The organism is Hoylesella pleuritidis, from assembly GCF_963541955.1.
Taxonomy (GTDB): domain Bacteria; phylum Bacteroidota; class Bacteroidia; order Bacteroidales; family Bacteroidaceae; genus Prevotella; species Prevotella pleuritidis.
On record NZ_CAUTUT010000011.1, the window covers coordinates 42,113 to 58,418 of the forward strand.

At 47.2% G+C, this 16,306-nt stretch carries 13 protein-coding genes; 4 read left to right on the forward strand and 9 right to left on the reverse strand.

Going from position 1 to position 16,306, the window contains the following annotated elements:
* Nucleotides 1-247 precede the first annotated feature (247 nt).
* Nucleotides 248-1,861, forward strand: a complete 1,614-nt coding sequence (pckA, locus tag RWY97_RS06080) for a phosphoenolpyruvate carboxykinase (ATP) (protein ID WP_021584186.1) — start codon at nt 248-250, stop codon at nt 1,859-1,861.
* A gap of 339 nt (nt 1,862-2,200) precedes the next feature.
* Here pckA and RWY97_RS06085 read toward each other — a convergent pair whose 3' ends face one another.
* From RWY97_RS06085 to RWY97_RS06120, 8 genes are all read right to left on the reverse strand, one after another.
* Nucleotides 2,201-3,253: a glycosyltransferase family 4 protein gene (locus RWY97_RS06085; protein WP_315566116.1), complete on the reverse strand. Its 1,053-nt coding sequence runs from the start codon at nt 3,251-3,253 to the stop codon at nt 2,201-2,203.
* On the reverse strand, nt 3,250-4,362 hold the full coding sequence (locus tag RWY97_RS06090) for a glycosyltransferase family 4 protein (RefSeq protein ID WP_314739996.1): 1,113 nt from the start codon (nt 4,360-4,362) through the stop codon (nt 3,250-3,252). Before RWY97_RS06090 ends, RWY97_RS06085 begins: the two co-directional genes overlap by 4 nt.
* A gap of 10 nt (nt 4,363-4,372) precedes the next feature.
* Nucleotides 4,373-5,188: a LicD family protein gene (locus RWY97_RS06095; RefSeq protein WP_273176227.1), complete on the reverse strand. Its 816-nt coding sequence runs from the start codon at nt 5,186-5,188 to the stop codon at nt 4,373-4,375.
* Between the two features lie 11 nt (nt 5,189-5,199).
* Nucleotides 5,200-5,922, reverse strand: coding sequence for a phosphocholine cytidylyltransferase family protein (locus RWY97_RS06100; RefSeq protein ID WP_315566118.1), 723 nt, complete (start codon nt 5,920-5,922; stop codon nt 5,200-5,202).
* Entirely contained in the window at nt 5,919-6,971 is a 1,053-nt protein-coding gene (locus RWY97_RS06105) for a pyridoxal phosphate-dependent aminotransferase (protein WP_024992130.1), read from the reverse strand. Before RWY97_RS06105 ends, RWY97_RS06100 begins: the two co-directional genes overlap by 4 nt.
* 472 nt (nt 6,972-7,443) lie before the next feature.
* Nucleotides 7,444-8,952, reverse strand: coding sequence for a lipopolysaccharide biosynthesis protein (locus tag RWY97_RS06110; protein ID WP_315566121.1), 1,509 nt, complete (start codon nt 8,950-8,952; stop codon nt 7,444-7,446).
* Nucleotides 8,953-9,043: 91 nt separating this feature from the next.
* Nucleotides 9,044-9,598, reverse strand: a complete 555-nt coding sequence (locus RWY97_RS06115) for a four helix bundle suffix domain-containing protein (RefSeq protein ID WP_315566122.1) — start codon at nt 9,596-9,598, stop codon at nt 9,044-9,046.
* A gap of 10 nt (nt 9,599-9,608) precedes the next feature.
* Nucleotides 9,609-10,841 carry a spore maturation protein gene (locus RWY97_RS06120; protein ID WP_315566123.1) on the reverse strand — a complete coding sequence of 411 codons (1,233 nt, stop codon included), beginning with the start codon at nt 10,839-10,841 and terminating at the stop codon, nt 9,609-9,611.
* A 159-nt stretch (nt 10,842-11,000) separates the two neighbouring features.
* On the opposite strand from RWY97_RS06120, the gene RWY97_RS06125 reads away from it, so the two are divergent.
* Complete coding sequence (locus RWY97_RS06125) at nt 11,001-12,185, forward strand: thioredoxin-like domain-containing protein (protein WP_021584245.1); 1,185 nt, start codon at nt 11,001-11,003, stop codon at nt 12,183-12,185.
* A 71-nt stretch (nt 12,186-12,256) separates the two neighbouring features.
* Entirely contained in the window at nt 12,257-12,784 is a 528-nt protein-coding gene (locus RWY97_RS06130; protein WP_273176253.1) for an NUDIX hydrolase, read from the forward strand.
* A 321-nt stretch (nt 12,785-13,105) separates the two neighbouring features.
* On the opposite strand, the gene RWY97_RS06135 is transcribed toward RWY97_RS06130, so the two are convergent.
* The gene (locus RWY97_RS06135) at nt 13,106-13,693 is read right to left on the reverse strand and encodes a DUF417 family protein (RefSeq protein ID WP_314078995.1); all 588 of its coding nucleotides are present in this window, start codon (nt 13,691-13,693) and stop codon (nt 13,106-13,108) included.
* A gap of 282 nt (nt 13,694-13,975) precedes the next feature.
* Here RWY97_RS06135 and topA point away from each other — a divergent pair, with 282 nt between their 5' ends.
* On the forward strand, nt 13,976-16,306 hold the full coding sequence (gene topA / locus RWY97_RS06140; RefSeq protein WP_315566126.1) for a type I DNA topoisomerase: 2,331 nt from the start codon (nt 13,976-13,978) through the stop codon (nt 16,304-16,306).

The following is a 16,306-nucleotide window of genomic DNA, read 5'->3' on the forward strand; positions in this document are numbered from 1 at the left end:
AATGGACTTGAGAGGGCCGTTTTAAATTGGATGCAAAAGTAGGAAAAATCTCTTTTCTTTGCAAAGTCTGAATTACAAATATATTCAAGTTATATCGCTTTTTAAATTCTTTAACCTAAAAACGCTTAGTGAGTTGTAATTTAATTAACTGAAACTTGGTGGGAAAACGCAATTTTACTAACTTTGCTCCCGGTTTAAATGAAACTGATTTTAAAGGTTATAATTCACACTTAAATACATTTACAAAATGGCAAAGTTTGATAAGTCAGTACTGGAAAAGTACGGAATCACAGGAACAACAGAGGTTCTTTACAACCCTACCTATGAGGTGTTGTTCAATGAAGAGACCAAAGCCGGCCTCGAAGGATTTGAAGTCGGTCAGGAAACGGAGCTTGGCGCAATCAACGTTATGACCGGAATCTACACCGGAAGGTCGCCTAAGGACAAGTTCATCGTTGATGATGAGAACTCACACGACACTGTTTGGTGGACGTCTGATGAATATAAGAACGATAACCATCGTGCAACCAAGGAGGCTTGGGCTGCCGTTAAGGATATTGCTAAGAAAGAGCTGTCTAACAAACGTTTGTTCGTTGTAGACGGTTTCTGCGGTACACATAAGGACACTCGTATGAAAATCCGCTTCATTATGGAAGTGGCTTGGCAGGCACATTTCGTTACCAATATGTTCATTCGTCCCAAGAGCGAGGCCGATTTCGAGCAGGAGCCCGACTTCATCGTATACAATGCGTCGAAGGCTAAGGTCGAGAATTATAAGGAATTAGGTCTGAACTCTGAAACAGCCGTTGTTTTCAACGTAACGAGTAAAGAGCAAGTAATTATCAATACGTGGTATGGCGGTGAGATGAAAAAGGGTATGTTCTCGATGATGAACTATTATTTGCCGCTGAAAGGCATTGCATCGATGCACTGTTCGGCCAACACTGACAAGAACGGAGAGAACACAGCTATTTTCTTCGGACTGTCAGGAACCGGCAAAACAACCCTTTCTACTGATCCGAAACGTCTCTTGATCGGCGATGACGAGCACGGATGGGACGACAAAGGTGTATTCAATTTCGAGGGCGGTTGTTATGCAAAGGTCATCAATCTTGATAAAGAAGCAGAGCCGGATATCTATGGCGCCATCACGCGCGACGCTCTTTTGGAGAACGTTACGGTTGACAAAGACGGTAAGATCGACTTTGCTGACAAGAGCGTAACCGAAAATACGCGTGTATCTTACCCGATTTATCATATCAAGAATATACAGCGCCCCGAGTCGGAAGGCCCCGCTGCTAAGCAGGTTATCTTCCTTTCGGCCGATGCATTCGGTGTTCTGCCTCCCGTATCTATCCTGAACGCAGAGCAAACGAAATATTACTTCCTTTCCGGTTTCACTGCTAAGCTGGCCGGAACAGAGCGTGGTATCACCGAACCGACACCTACTTTCTCAGCTTGTTTCGGTCAGGCATTCCTCGAATTGCACCCCACGAAGTATGCACACGAACTCGTTCGTCATATGGAGAAGAGCGGCGCAAAGGCTTACTTGGTAAATACTGGTTGGAACGGAACGGGCAAGCGTATTTCCATTCGCGACACCCGCGGTATCATCGACGCGATTCTCGACCACTCGATCGATAAGGCTCCGACGAAGACTATCCCTTACTTCAACTTCGTTGTGCCCACAGAACTCAATGGAGTAGACCCGAAAATCCTTGATCCTCGTGATACTTACGCAGATGCTTCGCAGTGGGATGCAAAGGCAAAAGACCTTGCAGAGCGGTTCATCAAGAACTTCAAGAAATATGAAGGAAATGCAGACGGTAAGGCACTTGTATCTGCCGGTCCGCAATTATAACTTTTCTTTGAGTTAAGTTTTAGTTAATAGAAAGCTCGTTTGCAGTAATGCAAACGAGCTTTTTCATATTATAGAGAAAAGCCGAATATACCGTTACACCCTCATTTTTATCCTTCTTTGAAAGAGAAAAATAAAACGGGTCTGCAAGATGCCGTTAATCACCTTGTGAAAAGCCGTTAAACGGCGTGTATTTAACGGTTAAATGCATGCCGTTTGACGGTTAATTAGAACGGTGTTTGTATCTCATTGAAAATCAATGATATCGAATCAAGGGCTATTACAGGTATAGATATCCTCCGTCTTTCTCCAAAAGGAGAGAGCGGAGGATGAAGTCTTCCTCTAAATGCGGCGATAGAGATCGAGATATTGTGCCGTATAGGTAGCGTAATTGAAACGTTGGGAGTAGCGATACATCTCTTCGTGACGACGTTGAAGCGTTTTTTGTGGAATGTCCAATGCTTTTTGCAGTACCGAAATCATATGTTCCGGCGTGAAATCAGCCCAATAAGAGATGTAGTCTTGGGCTATTTCAGGAATGCTGGTGAGCTGACTGGCAACGATGTTACAACGAAAGCGCATTGCCTCTACGATGGGAAGACCAAACCCCTCGAGCTTGCTGGGAAAAAGAAAAGCGGCACAATGAGCATAGAGCCAGTATTTTTCCGAGTGTTCGATTTGGCCTGTCAGAAACACTCTGTCAGCATATCGCGTCGCAATTTGCTCGCGAATATCGTCTGCATAAGAGCCGGGAGTTTCGCCGCAGATGTAGAGATGATGGTCTGGAAAGGCATCCATCAAAGGCAAAAGTGTCTTGAAATTCTTCTTGGGAATAACTTGTCCGATGGTGAAAAAGAACTTTGCAGATGGATCTTTGACAAAAGCGGGCTGTTCGCGGGGGGCTGATTCGATGTCGGGAACACCGTTGTAAACAATGGAAACGCCTTTATTCCCGAAGCCGATATGGGTAGAAATATCGTCTTTTACATATTGAGAAATAACCGAAATATAATCGCTTCGCATGATTTTTAGCTTCATTTTCAATATACGTTTCAACCGATGGATTCCCGTTTTCTCACCGATGAAGTTAATGTCGTGGATAGTCAGCAGTCGTTTTGCACCCGATTTGCGGGGCGAAAGATGCTGACGCTGATCGGTAGTATGCCACAAATCAGCGCTGAGACCGAGTCTTTGGAGGTCTTGCAGTTCGTTTCCGGTTGTGAGATAATCGATATTCTCACTTCTGACTCCCGTATAATCAGGCGGTACGATGGCGATGAAATGCAGGTCGGGAGCATCTACACGGCAGAGTTCGGCATAATATCTGCGGGCTACTTCACCGAATCCGGTATAGTCGTTGATACGTGAAAAGTCGATGACAACATTCTTTTTCATAACTCGATGGATTTGATTTGGAGAATGGAAAGATAATAATCGATGAACGCCCGGGCCGTTTTGTCCCAGTCGAATCGGCCTGCATTGGCTCGGATTGCAGCCTCGCGGTCGGATCGCTGACGGTCGAAATCGGCCAGGCCTGCCCTTACTGTTTGGGCCATTTGCGCCGGATGCAGTTCGTCGAAATAATAAGCGGCATCGCCACCAACTTCGGGCAGCGAGGTAAGTCGTGACAGAAAGGTGGGCTTTCCGAAGCACATCGCCTCGACAACAGGCAGCCCGAAGCCTTCGCTGAGCGATGGGAAGAGAAATGCTCGACAGTCTCTGAACAGTCGTGCTTTATCTTCTGTCGATACCGGACCAAGCATCGTGACGTTGCTCAGGCGGTGGCGCGCGATGAGATTGCGTAGCAGTTGGCCGTAGTTTCCCTGTTCTTTGCCTGCTAAAAAGAGGTGATATTCGGGCAGTTGAGCCATCATTTCGACTAAAAGATGCACGTTTTTCTTGTCTTGTAGATGTGAGATGTGGAGCAGACTGTTAGCCGGAATGCTGATGGTTCCGCGTTCGGCGAGAGGCGAAAGATTGGTTACGCCGTTATGAATGACGCGAAACGGCACGTCGACAGCGAAATGTGAGCGCACATCTTGGCTTGTAAACTGCGAGATAAACGATAAATGGGTGGCTCGTTGCAGACTTTTCGCGATGCGTTTGGCTTTCTTTTGTTCAACCGAAGCCGGTAAATGATTATGAAAGAAATTGATGTCGTGCACGGTGATGAGCGTCTGCGGTGAGAAAGTATGGTGCAGTTTGGGTAGCTGTTGGGTAAAATGTACGAGGTCGACACGAGGAAACAGCCATCGACGTAGGGCTTTCGCGGGTGCCCAATTGAGGAAAAACAGCCGCCAACGGTTCATTTTGATATACCGAACCGATGGTCCGTAATGGCCCGTCAAACGACTGGGCACAATAAAATAAAATACTACGTCACGCTCGGCCAGCAGCCTTTCAGCCACCGCCGCGATACGTTTGGCGAGGTTGTCTTCAAACTCTCCCAAGCCCACGAACATATTTCGCGTGTCGTATAAATAAACGGCTATGCGCTGGGTCATCGTCAGTGGCTTATGAATTTGAATATTCCCGATAAGGCGAATGCAGATCGAGGTAATGGAACCGATGCTGCCTGCGCTGCGCTTCGGGGGGTATTTGCATATAGTTTCCGTATTTCTGAGCCAAGTAACGATCAGCTTTGGCCACGCCGAATATCGTTTCTCCCTCAAAGGAATAGGGTAGAGGAGTACCTAAAACGTGTTTAGTCATTGCGCCGCGGGCACCGTCGTCGTAGTCGGCTACAAGTCGACTGCGGTCGAAACTGTATGCCGTGAGCAGACGTCGAATTTTGCGTTGTACCTCGCCTAACGTGTAAATGCGGCGGCAAAGACGTGGAATCCAACTCGAAGCACCCGTTCCGCGCTTGTAAGGATCGCGCCAAAGCAGATATAAAACGCGCTTATAATACTCGTAAGCCGCGAAATGTAGGCGTCTGATCGGGGCCAAACGGGGAGTCCCGTCGATAGGAAACACGTCGATATAGATGCCTCCTAAGTAGGGTAGATGGCGTCGCTCGATGAGTGTTGTGGTGCTGTCTTGAATCTTGGCAAAGGGCAATGGATAAGCCGGATCATTCTCAGCACACACCATTTCGTATGGACTCGGGAGCCACTCACAGCAGTTGGCGATGAGTTTCTCGTAATCCGGCCGCGGCATTGCTATGTCTACGTCGTCGTCCCAGGGGATAAATCCGTGGTGGCGAACGGCTCCAAGCATCGTGCCGGCCCATATATAATAGGTCAACTGATGCTCGCGGCACGTGGCGTCGACGGCTCGCAGAATGGCAAGCGTGCGCCGGTGAAGTTCGGTTATATCATAGTTGGCCATCGTGTTGCGGGTTATTGGTCGGCCGTCAGACGGCCGGCGAGTTCGAAATCGGCTACGGTGTCCAGCTCCATTGAGAAGTAATCGGTGGTATCAACGATATTGAATGTGTGTCCTTGGGCGATGAGTCGCTGGAAAGCTTGTTCGTAAAAGATGCCCGAAAGACCTTCGACGACGATCATTTTAGCTAATTCGCGGAAGAGCGCCGAGGTGTAATCGGCCGTCATTTTTTCTACACCCACTGACTCGCCAACCGCCTTTTGCGGGTCGCAAGTTTTGCTGATTTCGACCATCCGACCATCGGGAGCGGTCATGATTTTCATTTCTTCTTCACCCAATGTGTGCCGATTGAGGGCCAAAGCAGAGCCTTCGGCATTAAGAATGGCGCGAATCAGCGAGGCGTCTAACAAGATATCGCTGTCTAAAAGCAATGTTTCGCGCCCGTCGATGAAAGGTTTTGCCAACCAAAGCGAATAGATATTGTTAGTGGTTCGATAGTCGGCGTTGTCTATATAGTGCACATTCAGCGTGGGATAAGCAGCCTCGACGGCCTGGCGAATCATCTCACCGCGATAGCCGGTAACGATGACTAACTCGCTGATAGCATTCTCCACGAGGGCGTCGATAGTACGGGCGAGTAAGGTCTTTGTGCCCACTTGCAGCAGGCATTTAGGCCGATCGTCGGTCAAGGGACGCAGACGCGTGGCCATTCCGGCGGCTAAAATCACGGCGATCATTGTGCGGCAATCCTCTTAATGGTGTCGCATACGATGCGGTTTTGCTCCCGGCGGCCGATCGTTATGCGCATATGTGTGTTGATATCAGGCTCGTTCATAAACTTCACTTTATAGTTTTGGTCGGCGAAAGCGGCCTGAAGCGCTTCCTTCAAAGCCGTGGGATACTTAATGAGAATGAAGTTGGCAATAGAGCGATAGACTTTAAATCCGGACAGACTGCCGATTTCCGAGACGTACATTTGTCGTGCTTCGTCCATTACCCGAGCTATTTCGCGGTAGTGAACATCCGATTTCAGCGCAGCGATACCTATTTCTTCCGACAGTCGGTCGTAGCCTAAATACATATTGGCATACCTTAAAAAGCGGTCCATCTCATCGCCTTTGCCTACGAATCCATAGCCCAATCTAAGTCCGGGAAGCCCATAAAACTTAGACATTGTGCGACAAACGATGATGTTGTCGTGGTTTTCGATGAGTCCCTTGATATAATCTGCGCGGTTGGAAACAAACGAAGCGTAGGCCTCATCGACAACAACGATGGTCTCGCGAGGTACCATTTCCACTACACGTCGCAGCTCGTCGCCCGTCAGTCCGTTGCCCGTTGGATTATTGGGCGATGCCAACAGCAGAATTTTCGGTTTCACTTCGGATACCATTTGTTGTAATCCATCGAGGTCATAGCGGAAAGTGTCGCCGTCTTCCACCATCGGATACTGGCGGGTTACACCTTCTACCTCGTCGGCTATCGACTGATAATACCACCACGAGAACTTAGGAATAAGCAATGTCTTGTTTTCTCCGCGTGTGAGAAAATAATGAACGGTCTTTTTCAGCAGGTCTTCTGCACCGTAACCGATGATGATTTGGCGCTCGTCAATGTCATAAAGCTCAGAGAGAAACACCGAGAAGATGCTCTTTTTGCCCTGATCGTAGATGCGTGTATAGAAAGCCAACTTCTTAATATCAAACTTTCGGATGGCTTCTTCGACCTCGGCCGAGGGCTCAAAGTTGAACTCATTGCGATCGAGATAATTTAAATCCTGCTCCATTGTGTCATTATTTGCTTGCAAAGTTAGTACAACTTGCAGACATAGCCAAGAAATATGGTTCTTATTTTAAATAGGAGTGGGGAACAGCCTTACCATAAACGAATCACGGCATCTATCACATTGATTATCAATTAAATATAATCCACATTCTGATTAACTGTTAATTGCACTGCATTTAACAGTTAAATGCCTGCCATTTAACGGCTTTTCGCAGTGCGTTTAACTGTTAGTTACAACGCGATAAACGGTTAATTAAAACACCATTCATATTTCGTTGAAAATCAATAAAGTACAGGCCGGAATTTGATATGTAATCAATGAGCTAAAATTTCAATAACGTCTCTATTGCCATTTCACATCAATTCCCGATCGTTACCTTACAACTCAAAACACACCAGATAATTATCCGCTATGCGGATGAGCACGGAATGGCTCAATACCACAGCGTATTGGCACCGCCGTACGTCCCATTTTACTTCCTCTCACTCTTTCTTTTCCCTTCAAAATATCGTCCCACGACGGGCAAACTGCTCAAAGGGAAGTCGTGTTTTACGATATAAGCGAGGAAGAGCAGGATGAGAACAGTATTTAAAAACAGGGCAATGGAAGTAGTGCAAAGACTGTTCGTCCACGTCATTGCATAGAAAATGACGGCAGTAAGGAGTACATAAGTCGTGATTTCGCGCACCGGATAGGCAATCGGATATTTCTTTTGACCTACGATGTAACTCAATGTCATCGCCGTGGCATAGCCTATGAAGCCGGCCCAAGCACACGCAATGTAACCGAAACGAGGCACAAACACAACGTTGATCACGATGAGTACGGCGCAGCCAACGCCCGAAAAGTAAGCGCCCCAGATGGTTTTGTCGATCAGTTTATACCAAAATGAGAGGTTAAAGTATATTCCCATCATAATCTCCGCAGCCATAACGATGGGCACGACACGCAGTCCGGACCAGTAATCGTGGCCTATAATGTGTCTCAACACATTCAAATAGCCGATCACAACGAGGAAAGCGAGCAGTGTGAAGATGATGAAATATTTCATTGCTTGGGCATACGTGGCACGGTTGTCGCGGTCTTTGGCCTTGCCGAAAACAAACGGTTCGTAGGCGTAACGAAATGCCTGGGTAATCATTGCCATAATCATCGCCACCTTGCTGGCCGCTCCGTAGATACCCAATTGCGTGTGGGCGTTGGCTCCCCGATAGATATACGGGAAGAGAATCTTATCTGCCGTCTGGTTGAGTATGCCCGCAATACCGAGTACTAAGATAGGCCAGCTGTATGAAATCATACGTTTCAGCAGGGCCTTATCAAATGAATAGCGGAAGCCTTGCAGCTCTTTCGCTAAGAAGACGAACACAAATGCTGTACAGAAAAGATTGATATAGAAGACATATCCTACGTCGAGCGTGAAATGACTGTCATATATTCCGAAAGGATTCAGCTGCAGCGCGGGCAGCACGATGAGGTAAAGCACGTTGAGAAAAATATTCATCGAGATATTGACCAGCTTCAAGGCGGCAAACTTGATGGGGCGTTTCTTGTAGCGAAGATAGGCAAACGGGATGCACTGGAAGGCATCTAAGGCCACGCAGATGAACATCACCGCCACGTAAGACCGATGGTCTGCGTAGCCCATCAGCGATGAAATGGGATTCAGAAAAGCCAAGACGACAATGATAAACAGCAGCGATGTGAAGCCCACCGTCATTAATGTGGTGGCATAAACACGGTTAGGCTTCTCCTCACTTTTGTTGACATAGCGGAAGAATGTGGTCTCCATACCGTATGTGAGCAGCACAAGCAGCAGCGCTGTATAGGCATAAATGTTGGTCACAATGCCGTATTCGCCGCCCGAAGCAGCGAATTTGGCTGTCTGGATAGGCACCAGCAGGTAATTGATAAATCGTCCGATGATGCTGCTCAAACCGTAAATGGCAGTGTCTTTTGCTAAGTTTTTGAGTCCGTCCATATTGTTGTTGTTTTGTGGGGAGGTAGGTTTGGTAGGGGCAGTAGGTTTTGTAGGCCCCCTATCAAACCTACTGCCCCTACCAAATCTACCCTCACCTACCTCCTCTCCTATACTCCATCCGCGCGCGATAGCGCTGCTCTTTCACACCGCCTTCACGCAGAAACTTGCGATCTTGATAGTCAATGAGGCCGCGAATCAGCGCCAGCGCTTGGAAAATAACGATCAATGCGAGGTTGGCAATGTCTTCATCGCTGCGTCCTTTGATCTGTCTCATATACCAAGCCACATCGTTATGCTTCTTGCATAAGTCCCTGCTGGCAATATATTTATAATCTTTTGGCCCCCAAATCGCCAATTGATGGTTGCGCAAATAGTCTCTGAAATCTTCTTTCAGTTCCTCCAAACTTCCCTTGGCAATCGTTGTCAGGAAGTGCTCTGTATTGGAAGAGCCCTCTGCATCACTGTAACCCTCAACGATGTTTTGCTTGGCCGAGCGGGCGGCTTGCTGCATCTGGTCGGCCGTTCTGTCGTGCGCCCGATCCAGAAAGTGGTTAACAAAATAGATCGTCATATCGATTACACACTCGGTTTTCTGATAAGCAAACAGCGTTCGATAGCTGTCAATCTTCTTTTTCGCATCGTCCATAGATTCACCTTTACCCAAAGAACATATATGCCAGTGTTATTGCAGCTATTACTCCACACAAATCGGCAAGTAATCCGCAGGTTACTGCGTGGCGAGTATACTTGATGTTGATGCTCCCGAAATAAACGGCGAGAATGTAAAACGTGGTATCTGTCGAGCCTTGAAACAGGCAACTTAATCGCCCCACGAATGAATCGGCCCCGTAAGTGGTCATCGTGTCGACCATCATTCCGCGTGCCCCACTGCCCGAAAGGGGCTTCATCAGCGCTGTGGGGAGTGCTTCCACGAAGGCTGTATTGCCTCCACACGCTGCAACTAACCCCTTGATGCCGCCCACCAACATATCCATCGCGCCCGAAGCACGGAAAACACCGATGGCAACGAGTATCGCTACCAAGTAAGGAATGATACGAACAGCCGTCTGAAAACCTTCTTTTGCCCCCTCGATAAAGGCGTCGTACACATTGATTCGCTTGCGCACGCCCGCCAGAATGAATGCAATGATAATCGTCATCAGCACAATATTGGCTACGCTCGTACTCACTACGCTCATCTGTTCTTTGTTAAGCTGTCCGAATCCCCAAATGATTCCGCCTACGATGGCAAGCATTCCGCCGAGTGTGAGCAGCATTGTGCGGTTGAATAAGTTGATGCGTTGATAGACGGATGTGATGATAATGCCGGCCAATGTGGAGAAAAACGTGGCTAGAAGAATGGGGATAAACACATCCGTAGGCTGTTGTGCGCCCAGCTGTGAACGATAGACGAGGATGCTCACAGGTATCAATGTCAGCCCTGATGTGTTCAAAACGAGGAACATAATCATCGGATTCGAGGCCGTATCTTTTCTCGGATTCAATGTCTGTAATCGTTCCATCGCTTTCAAACCCAATGGAGTTGCGGCGTTGTCGAGTCCCAACATATTGGCGGCAATGTTCATAAAGATAGCGCCTGTGGCCGGATCGCCTTTCGGAATATCAGGAAACAGTCTGCTGAAAACAGGTGAGAGCACCCTTGCTAACGCGTTGATAAAGCCGCTGTGTTCGCCGATCTTCATCACACCGAGCCATAATGAGAGCACGCCTGTCAGTCCGAGACTGATCTCGAAAGCCGTTTTCGACGTGTCGAATGTGGCGTTCATCATTGCCGGAAACACCGATACGTCGCCTTCGAAGATGAGTTTCGCTAGCCCGATAACAAAGGCGATGACGAAGAAAGCAATCCAAATATAATTCAATACCATTCTGTTGCAAAAGTAAATGATTTCTTGCACCTGACAAAGTTTTTACCTATGATAGTGCCGAAAATCTTTATCTGTCGGGTTATTAACCGAAAAATTAGGGGCGATTATTTTGCAGTTAGGCGCAATTACGTTATTTTTGCACTTGAATCCGGTAAATGAATGAGAATGAAAAAGACTTTCACGCGCGTGTTTTCAATAGCTCTGCTCGTTGTGGCTGTATTGAATTTCACCGCCTGCAACAAGCAAAAATTTAATGTAAACGGTACAATTAGCGAGGCTAAAGACTCGATATTGTACTTTGAAAATATGAGTCTCAATGGCCCGGAAGTGGTCGATTCGGTTCGACTGAACGCCGACGGAGTCTTCCATTTCAGTGCAAAGGCCACGGGATCGCCTGAGTTTTACCGCCTGAGAATTGCCGGACAGATCATCAATGTGGCCGCAGACTCAACGGAAAACATTACCATCAAGGCCGTATTTCCTACGATGTCGGACGGTTATGAAGTGTCGGGCTCTGAGGAATGCAGCAAGATCAAGGAACTAGCTCTGATGCAGATGCGACTTCAAACGCAGATAGATGCCATTGCGAAGAGCCCCGATCTCGGCGTGGATGCTGTGGAAGACAGTGTCGCTAAGGTATTGGACGTGTATAAGAACAACGTCAAACTCAATTACATCTTCAAGCAACCGATGAAGGCTTACGCTTATTTTGCACTGTTTCAAACCGTTATTTTAGGCGACGCCAACGTTTTGATATTCAATCCCCGCAGCTCTTCGGCCGACGTGAAAGTGTTTGCCGCCGTGGCCACCAGCTGGGACACGTATTATCCCCAGTCGTTACGCGGCGAGAACTTACATAATATTGCCATCGCTGGAATGAAGAATGTGCGTATCATTCACAATGAAGCCGCACGGTCGATCGATGCCGATAAAGTGGATGTCTCGGGCTTGATAGACATCGCTTTGCGCGACAATAAGGGACGTTTGCGGCGTTTGAAGGAGTTGAAAGGCCGTGTCGTGATGCTCGATTTTCACCTATTCGCCGGCGAAGGATCGCTGAAACGCATTATGATGTTGCGCGATCTGTACAACAAATACCACGCAATGGGCTTCGAAATATACCAAGTTTCAGTCGATCCCGACGAACATTTTTGGAAGCAACAGACTGCTGCACTACCCTGGATCAGCGTTCGCGACGAGGCAGGTGTACGTTCGTCTAATCTCGTGAGCTATAATGTGCAGAGCCTTCCGACTTTCTTTCTCATCGATCGTAACAATGTTTTACAGAAGCGCGACGCCCAAATCAAAGACCTGGATGCCACTCTTCGCGCTATGTTGAAGTAAAGAGCGAAGCGGGGAATACTATTACGATCAATGCCGATAACCGTTTTTCGCGGGCGAATAAGATTAAAATGATGAATGTTTTAGAGAGATTCAAGTATTGTCCGGTGTGCGGGAGCTCGCATTTTGAGACAAACAGTGAGAAAAGTAAGTTATGCCGGAGTTGCGGATTCGAGTATTTCATCAATCCAAGTGCCGCTACGGCCGCATTTATTATGAATGAGCGGGGCGAGCTTTTGGTTGAACGTCGCAAGCGAGAACCGGCTAAGGGGATGCTCGATTTGCCCGGAGGGTTCTGCGATGTGGATGAAAACATCGTGCAGGGACTGCGTCGTGAGGTGCGCGAAGAGACTGGGTTAAAGGTCGTCAGCGAGCGTTTCGTGATGAGTTGCCCTAACGTTTACCTTTATTCCGGCGTGGAAATCCCTACGATGGATTTGTTTTTCGAATGCGAAGTAACAGCTGGCGAGGAGCCTGTTGCTATGGACGACGCGGCCGAATGTATGTGGATTCCGTTGCGTGAGATTCGTATCGAACAGTTCGGTCTGCGTTCCGTGCGCCAGGCTTTGTATGAGTTTATTGAACAGAAAAGTAAAAATTGACGAAAACTCCGCTCTATCCGTAAACGGATTGATACTTAAAAATCAACGATGGAAACACATAAGTAAATGAGATTTGTATGGTATTGATTCTCAATTAAATACGAACATAGTTCTGATTAGCAATTAATCGTACGATAACTAATGGTTAAATGCATTGCGAAAATCCGTTAAACGCACGCCATTTAACGGTTAATTGCAAGGTGATAAACGGTTATTTAAAAAGGGATTTGTATATACCTGATTTTCAGGTATATACAAATCCCTTTTCGTCTCTTTTCTTTTGTTCTTCTGTCTGAAATGTAATCAGTTGAAGTTTAATTATTAATTCTTTCGTCGGAGGATTCTGCCGGCACAGTCAGCCAGTACAACGATGGCGCCTGCCAATATCGCAGTGTCTTTGATTACGAGCCTTCCTGCACCCGTTAAAAGCGGGAATCCGTGCTCGCCACTGCCCAAATCGGGCACCCAAACCTCGGGAGTGGTGATGAGAAACGACAGTGTTCCGAAAGTCATTAAGATGACAAGACCGGCCCCGATGAAGCCCGGCTTGGGCCAAAAGATGCCCAATAAGGTCAGGATTCCGAATGACATAATCATTAAGCCCAATCCTTTGGAGAATGTGTAAGTATGATTGGTTTCGTGCCAAGCGTGTTTCTTTGCATCGAATTCACCCTCTTTGAGTTTGTAGTCTTTGTATTCGGGTGCATCCTTGGCATAGAAAAAACTCATAAACGGACTGTTGGCTACAAACGGTACGATGCCTTCGGCCTCATAATTCCAAAATTTCAGTCCGCCGATCCATATAAAAATGATGAATATGGCCACACGAATCAGATTCACTCCTGTTGCTTTTAGTGATGCCGACAGCTGTAAAATGACGGTCATCAATGTAGAAAATTTTCCCTTCATAATTGTTGTTTATTTAATTGTTAATCCTGTTTCCGTCTGCCTCTGTGGGCAGTTTCGGTCTTCTTTTCGGGCACAAAGATACGAAGAAAACGATGAATTGTATCACTAATTTGTATTTATTACAAAAACAATCTCCATTTATGACATATTCATCTACATCTGTTCGGCTTATTGTTAATCGTTTGCAGATTTGTTAAAAGAGTGAAAACATATGCTATATAATAAGGTATAAGTAAAAGTTTTAATTACTTTTGCACCCTATAAAAGTTATACACAGCTATTATGCAAGAGAATTTAGTCATTGTAGAGAGCCCTGCCAAGGCTAAAACCATAGAGAAATTTCTCGGTAAAGACTATAAGGTAATGTCCAGTTACGGGCATATCCGCGATCTGAAAAAGAAAGAGTTGAGTATCGACGAGAATACTTTGGAACCCACATACGAGATTCCCGACGAGAAGAAAAAGCTGGTGAGCGAACTCAAAAAGAATGCAACGGCTGCCCGGAAAGTGTGGTTGGCATCCGATGAGGACCGTGAGGGAGAGGCCATCTCGTGGCATCTGTGTGAGGTGTTGGGCTTGGATGAGGAGAAGACAAGCCGTATTGTGTTTCACGAAATCACGAAATCGGCCATTTTAGAAGCCATCGAAAAGCCTCGACATATCAATATGGACCTGGTCAATGCACAGCAAGCCAGACGCGTATTGGACCGTTTGGTGGGCTTCAAACTGTCTCCGGTGCTGTGGCGGAAGGTGAAACCCGCACTCTCGGCAGGCCGTGTTCAGAGTGTGGCTGTTCGTTTAATCGTGGAGCGCGAGCGTGAAATACAGGCTTTCAAGAGTGAACCTTATTACCGAGTGAATGCTATTTTCTCTGTCATTCACGCCGACGGAAGCGCGTCGGAAGTAAAAGCTGAGCTTGAGAAACGTTTCAAGACCCATCAGGAAGCTGTCGACTTTTTGGAGAAATGTAAGGATTCGACTTTCAAAGTGGGCTCCATCACTAAGAAACCGTTGAAGCGTACGCCTGCGCCTCCATTCACAACGTCGACGCTTCAGCAAGAAGCAGCTCGCAAGTTGGGATTTACGGTGAGTCAGACGATGATGGTTGCACAGCGACTTTATGAAAACGGGCGCATTACTTATATGCGAACGGACAGCGTGAATTTGTCGAAACTCTGCATAGGAGCGGCCAAAGAAGAAGTTGTTAAGCTCTGGGGCGAAGCGTATAGCAAGCCGCGTAATTTCCAAACACATTCAAAAGGTGCGCAGGAAGCACACGAAGCGATTCGTCCGACGTATATGAGCGATTCGCAGATAGAAGGCACACAGCAGGAGAAACGCCTCTATGACCTTATCTGGAAACGCACAGCAGCCAGCCAGATGACCGATGCACAGATCGAGAAAACAACCGTAACGATCGATGTCAGCGGTGCAAACGAGAAGTTTGTAGCTACGGGTGAGGTGATCGTTTTCGATGGATTCCTCAAAGTTTATCGTGAATCGACCGACGATGATGATGCTAACAATCAGGAAGACTCAACCCATTTGTTGCCTGTTTTGAAACGAGGCGATGAGTTGCAACGCAATGAAATCATCTCGACGGAGCGTTTCAGTCAAGGTCCTGCACGCTATACGGAGGCCAGTTTGGTGCATAAGTTAGAGGAGTTGGGTATCGGTCGTCCGTCTACTTACGCTCCGACGATCAGCACAATACAGCAACGCGAGTATGTACAAAAGGGTGATAAGAAGGGCGAAGAGCGCCAATACACCATCGATTCGCTGAAAGGCATCAAGATAACGACACGTAACAGGAAAGAGACCGCAGGCAATGAGAAAGGCAAATTGTTGCCAACGGATATTGGGATTGTAGTCAACGATTTTCTCATCAACAACTTTCCGGGTATTATGGACTATCATTTTACGGCCCGAGTAGAGCAGCAATTCGACCGTATTGCAGAAGGAAAGGAAGGCTGGAAGAAGATGATGAAAGCCTTCGACAAGGATTTTGAGCCGACGGTAGATAACGTAATCAAAACCCGTTCGGAGCATAAGGCCGGCGAACGAGAACTGGGAACGGATCCCGTTTCGGGCAAACCGGTATTCGTTAAGATAGGTCGCTTCGGCCCGGTTGTACAAATCGGTACGGCCGAAGATAAAGACAAGCCGCGCTTCTCGCAGTTGCCCGCAGACAAAAGTATGGAGACCATTACGCTTGATGAGGCTTTGGAGTTGTTTAAATTGCCCCGAACCATTGGCGAATTTGAGGGCAGCGCCGTGGTGATTGGTGCCGGACGATTCGGTCCTTACGTGTTGCACAACAAGAAATATGTATCGCTTCCCAAGACAGAAGACCCGATGACGGTGGGTTTGGAGACTGCAATCGACTTAATAAATCAAAAGCGTGAGCAGGAGAAAAAGCGTCATATCAAAGCCTTTGAACAAGATCCGAAGTTGGAAGTGTTGAACGGTCGCTACGGGCCTTATATCGTTTACGACGGCAAAAATTATCGAATGCCGAAGAATCTCCACGACTCTGCGGCCGAACTCAGCTATGAACAGTGTATGGAAATCGTCAAATCCGCACCCGGAAAAGCTGTTGCCAAGAAGAAATAA

What these genes read in the sequence shown, in the direction of transcription:
- RWY97_RS06130 (WP_273176253.1), top strand. Translation starts at nt 12,257, where the DNA reads ATGAATGTTTTAGAGAGATTCAAGTATTGTCCGGTGTGCGGGAGCTCG.
- RWY97_RS06095 (WP_273176227.1), bottom strand. Translation starts at nt 5,188, where the DNA reads ATGGCCAACTATGATATAACCGAACTTCACCGGCGCACGCTTGCCATT.
- RWY97_RS06110 (WP_315566121.1), bottom strand. Translation starts at nt 8,952, where the DNA reads ATGGACGGACTCAAAAACTTAGCAAAAGACACTGCCATTTACGGTTTG.
- RWY97_RS06135 (WP_314078995.1), bottom strand. Translation starts at nt 13,693, where the DNA reads ATGAAGGGAAAATTTTCTACATTGATGACCGTCATTTTACAGCTGTCG.
- topA (WP_315566126.1), top strand. Translation starts at nt 13,976, where the DNA reads ATGCAAGAGAATTTAGTCATTGTAGAGAGCCCTGCCAAGGCTAAAACC.
- RWY97_RS06125 (WP_021584245.1), top strand. Translation starts at nt 11,001, where the DNA reads ATGAGAATGAAAAAGACTTTCACGCGCGTGTTTTCAATAGCTCTGCTC.
- RWY97_RS06090 (WP_314739996.1), bottom strand. Translation starts at nt 4,362, where the DNA reads ATGACCCAGCGCATAGCCGTTTATTTATACGACACGCGAAATATGTTC.
- RWY97_RS06100 (WP_315566118.1), bottom strand. Translation starts at nt 5,922, where the DNA reads ATGATCGCCGTGATTTTAGCCGCCGGAATGGCCACGCGTCTGCGTCCC.
- RWY97_RS06085 (WP_315566116.1), bottom strand. Translation starts at nt 3,253, where the DNA reads ATGAAAAAGAATGTTGTCATCGACTTTTCACGTATCAACGACTATACC.
- RWY97_RS06105 (WP_024992130.1), bottom strand. Translation starts at nt 6,971, where the DNA reads ATGGAGCAGGATTTAAATTATCTCGATCGCAATGAGTTCAACTTTGAG.
- pckA (WP_021584186.1), top strand. Translation starts at nt 248, where the DNA reads ATGGCAAAGTTTGATAAGTCAGTACTGGAAAAGTACGGAATCACAGGA.
- RWY97_RS06120 (WP_315566123.1), bottom strand. Translation starts at nt 10,841, where the DNA reads ATGGTATTGAATTATATTTGGATTGCTTTCTTCGTCATCGCCTTTGTT.
- RWY97_RS06115 (WP_315566122.1), bottom strand. Translation starts at nt 9,598, where the DNA reads ATGGACGATGCGAAAAAGAAGATTGACAGCTATCGAACGCTGTTTGCT.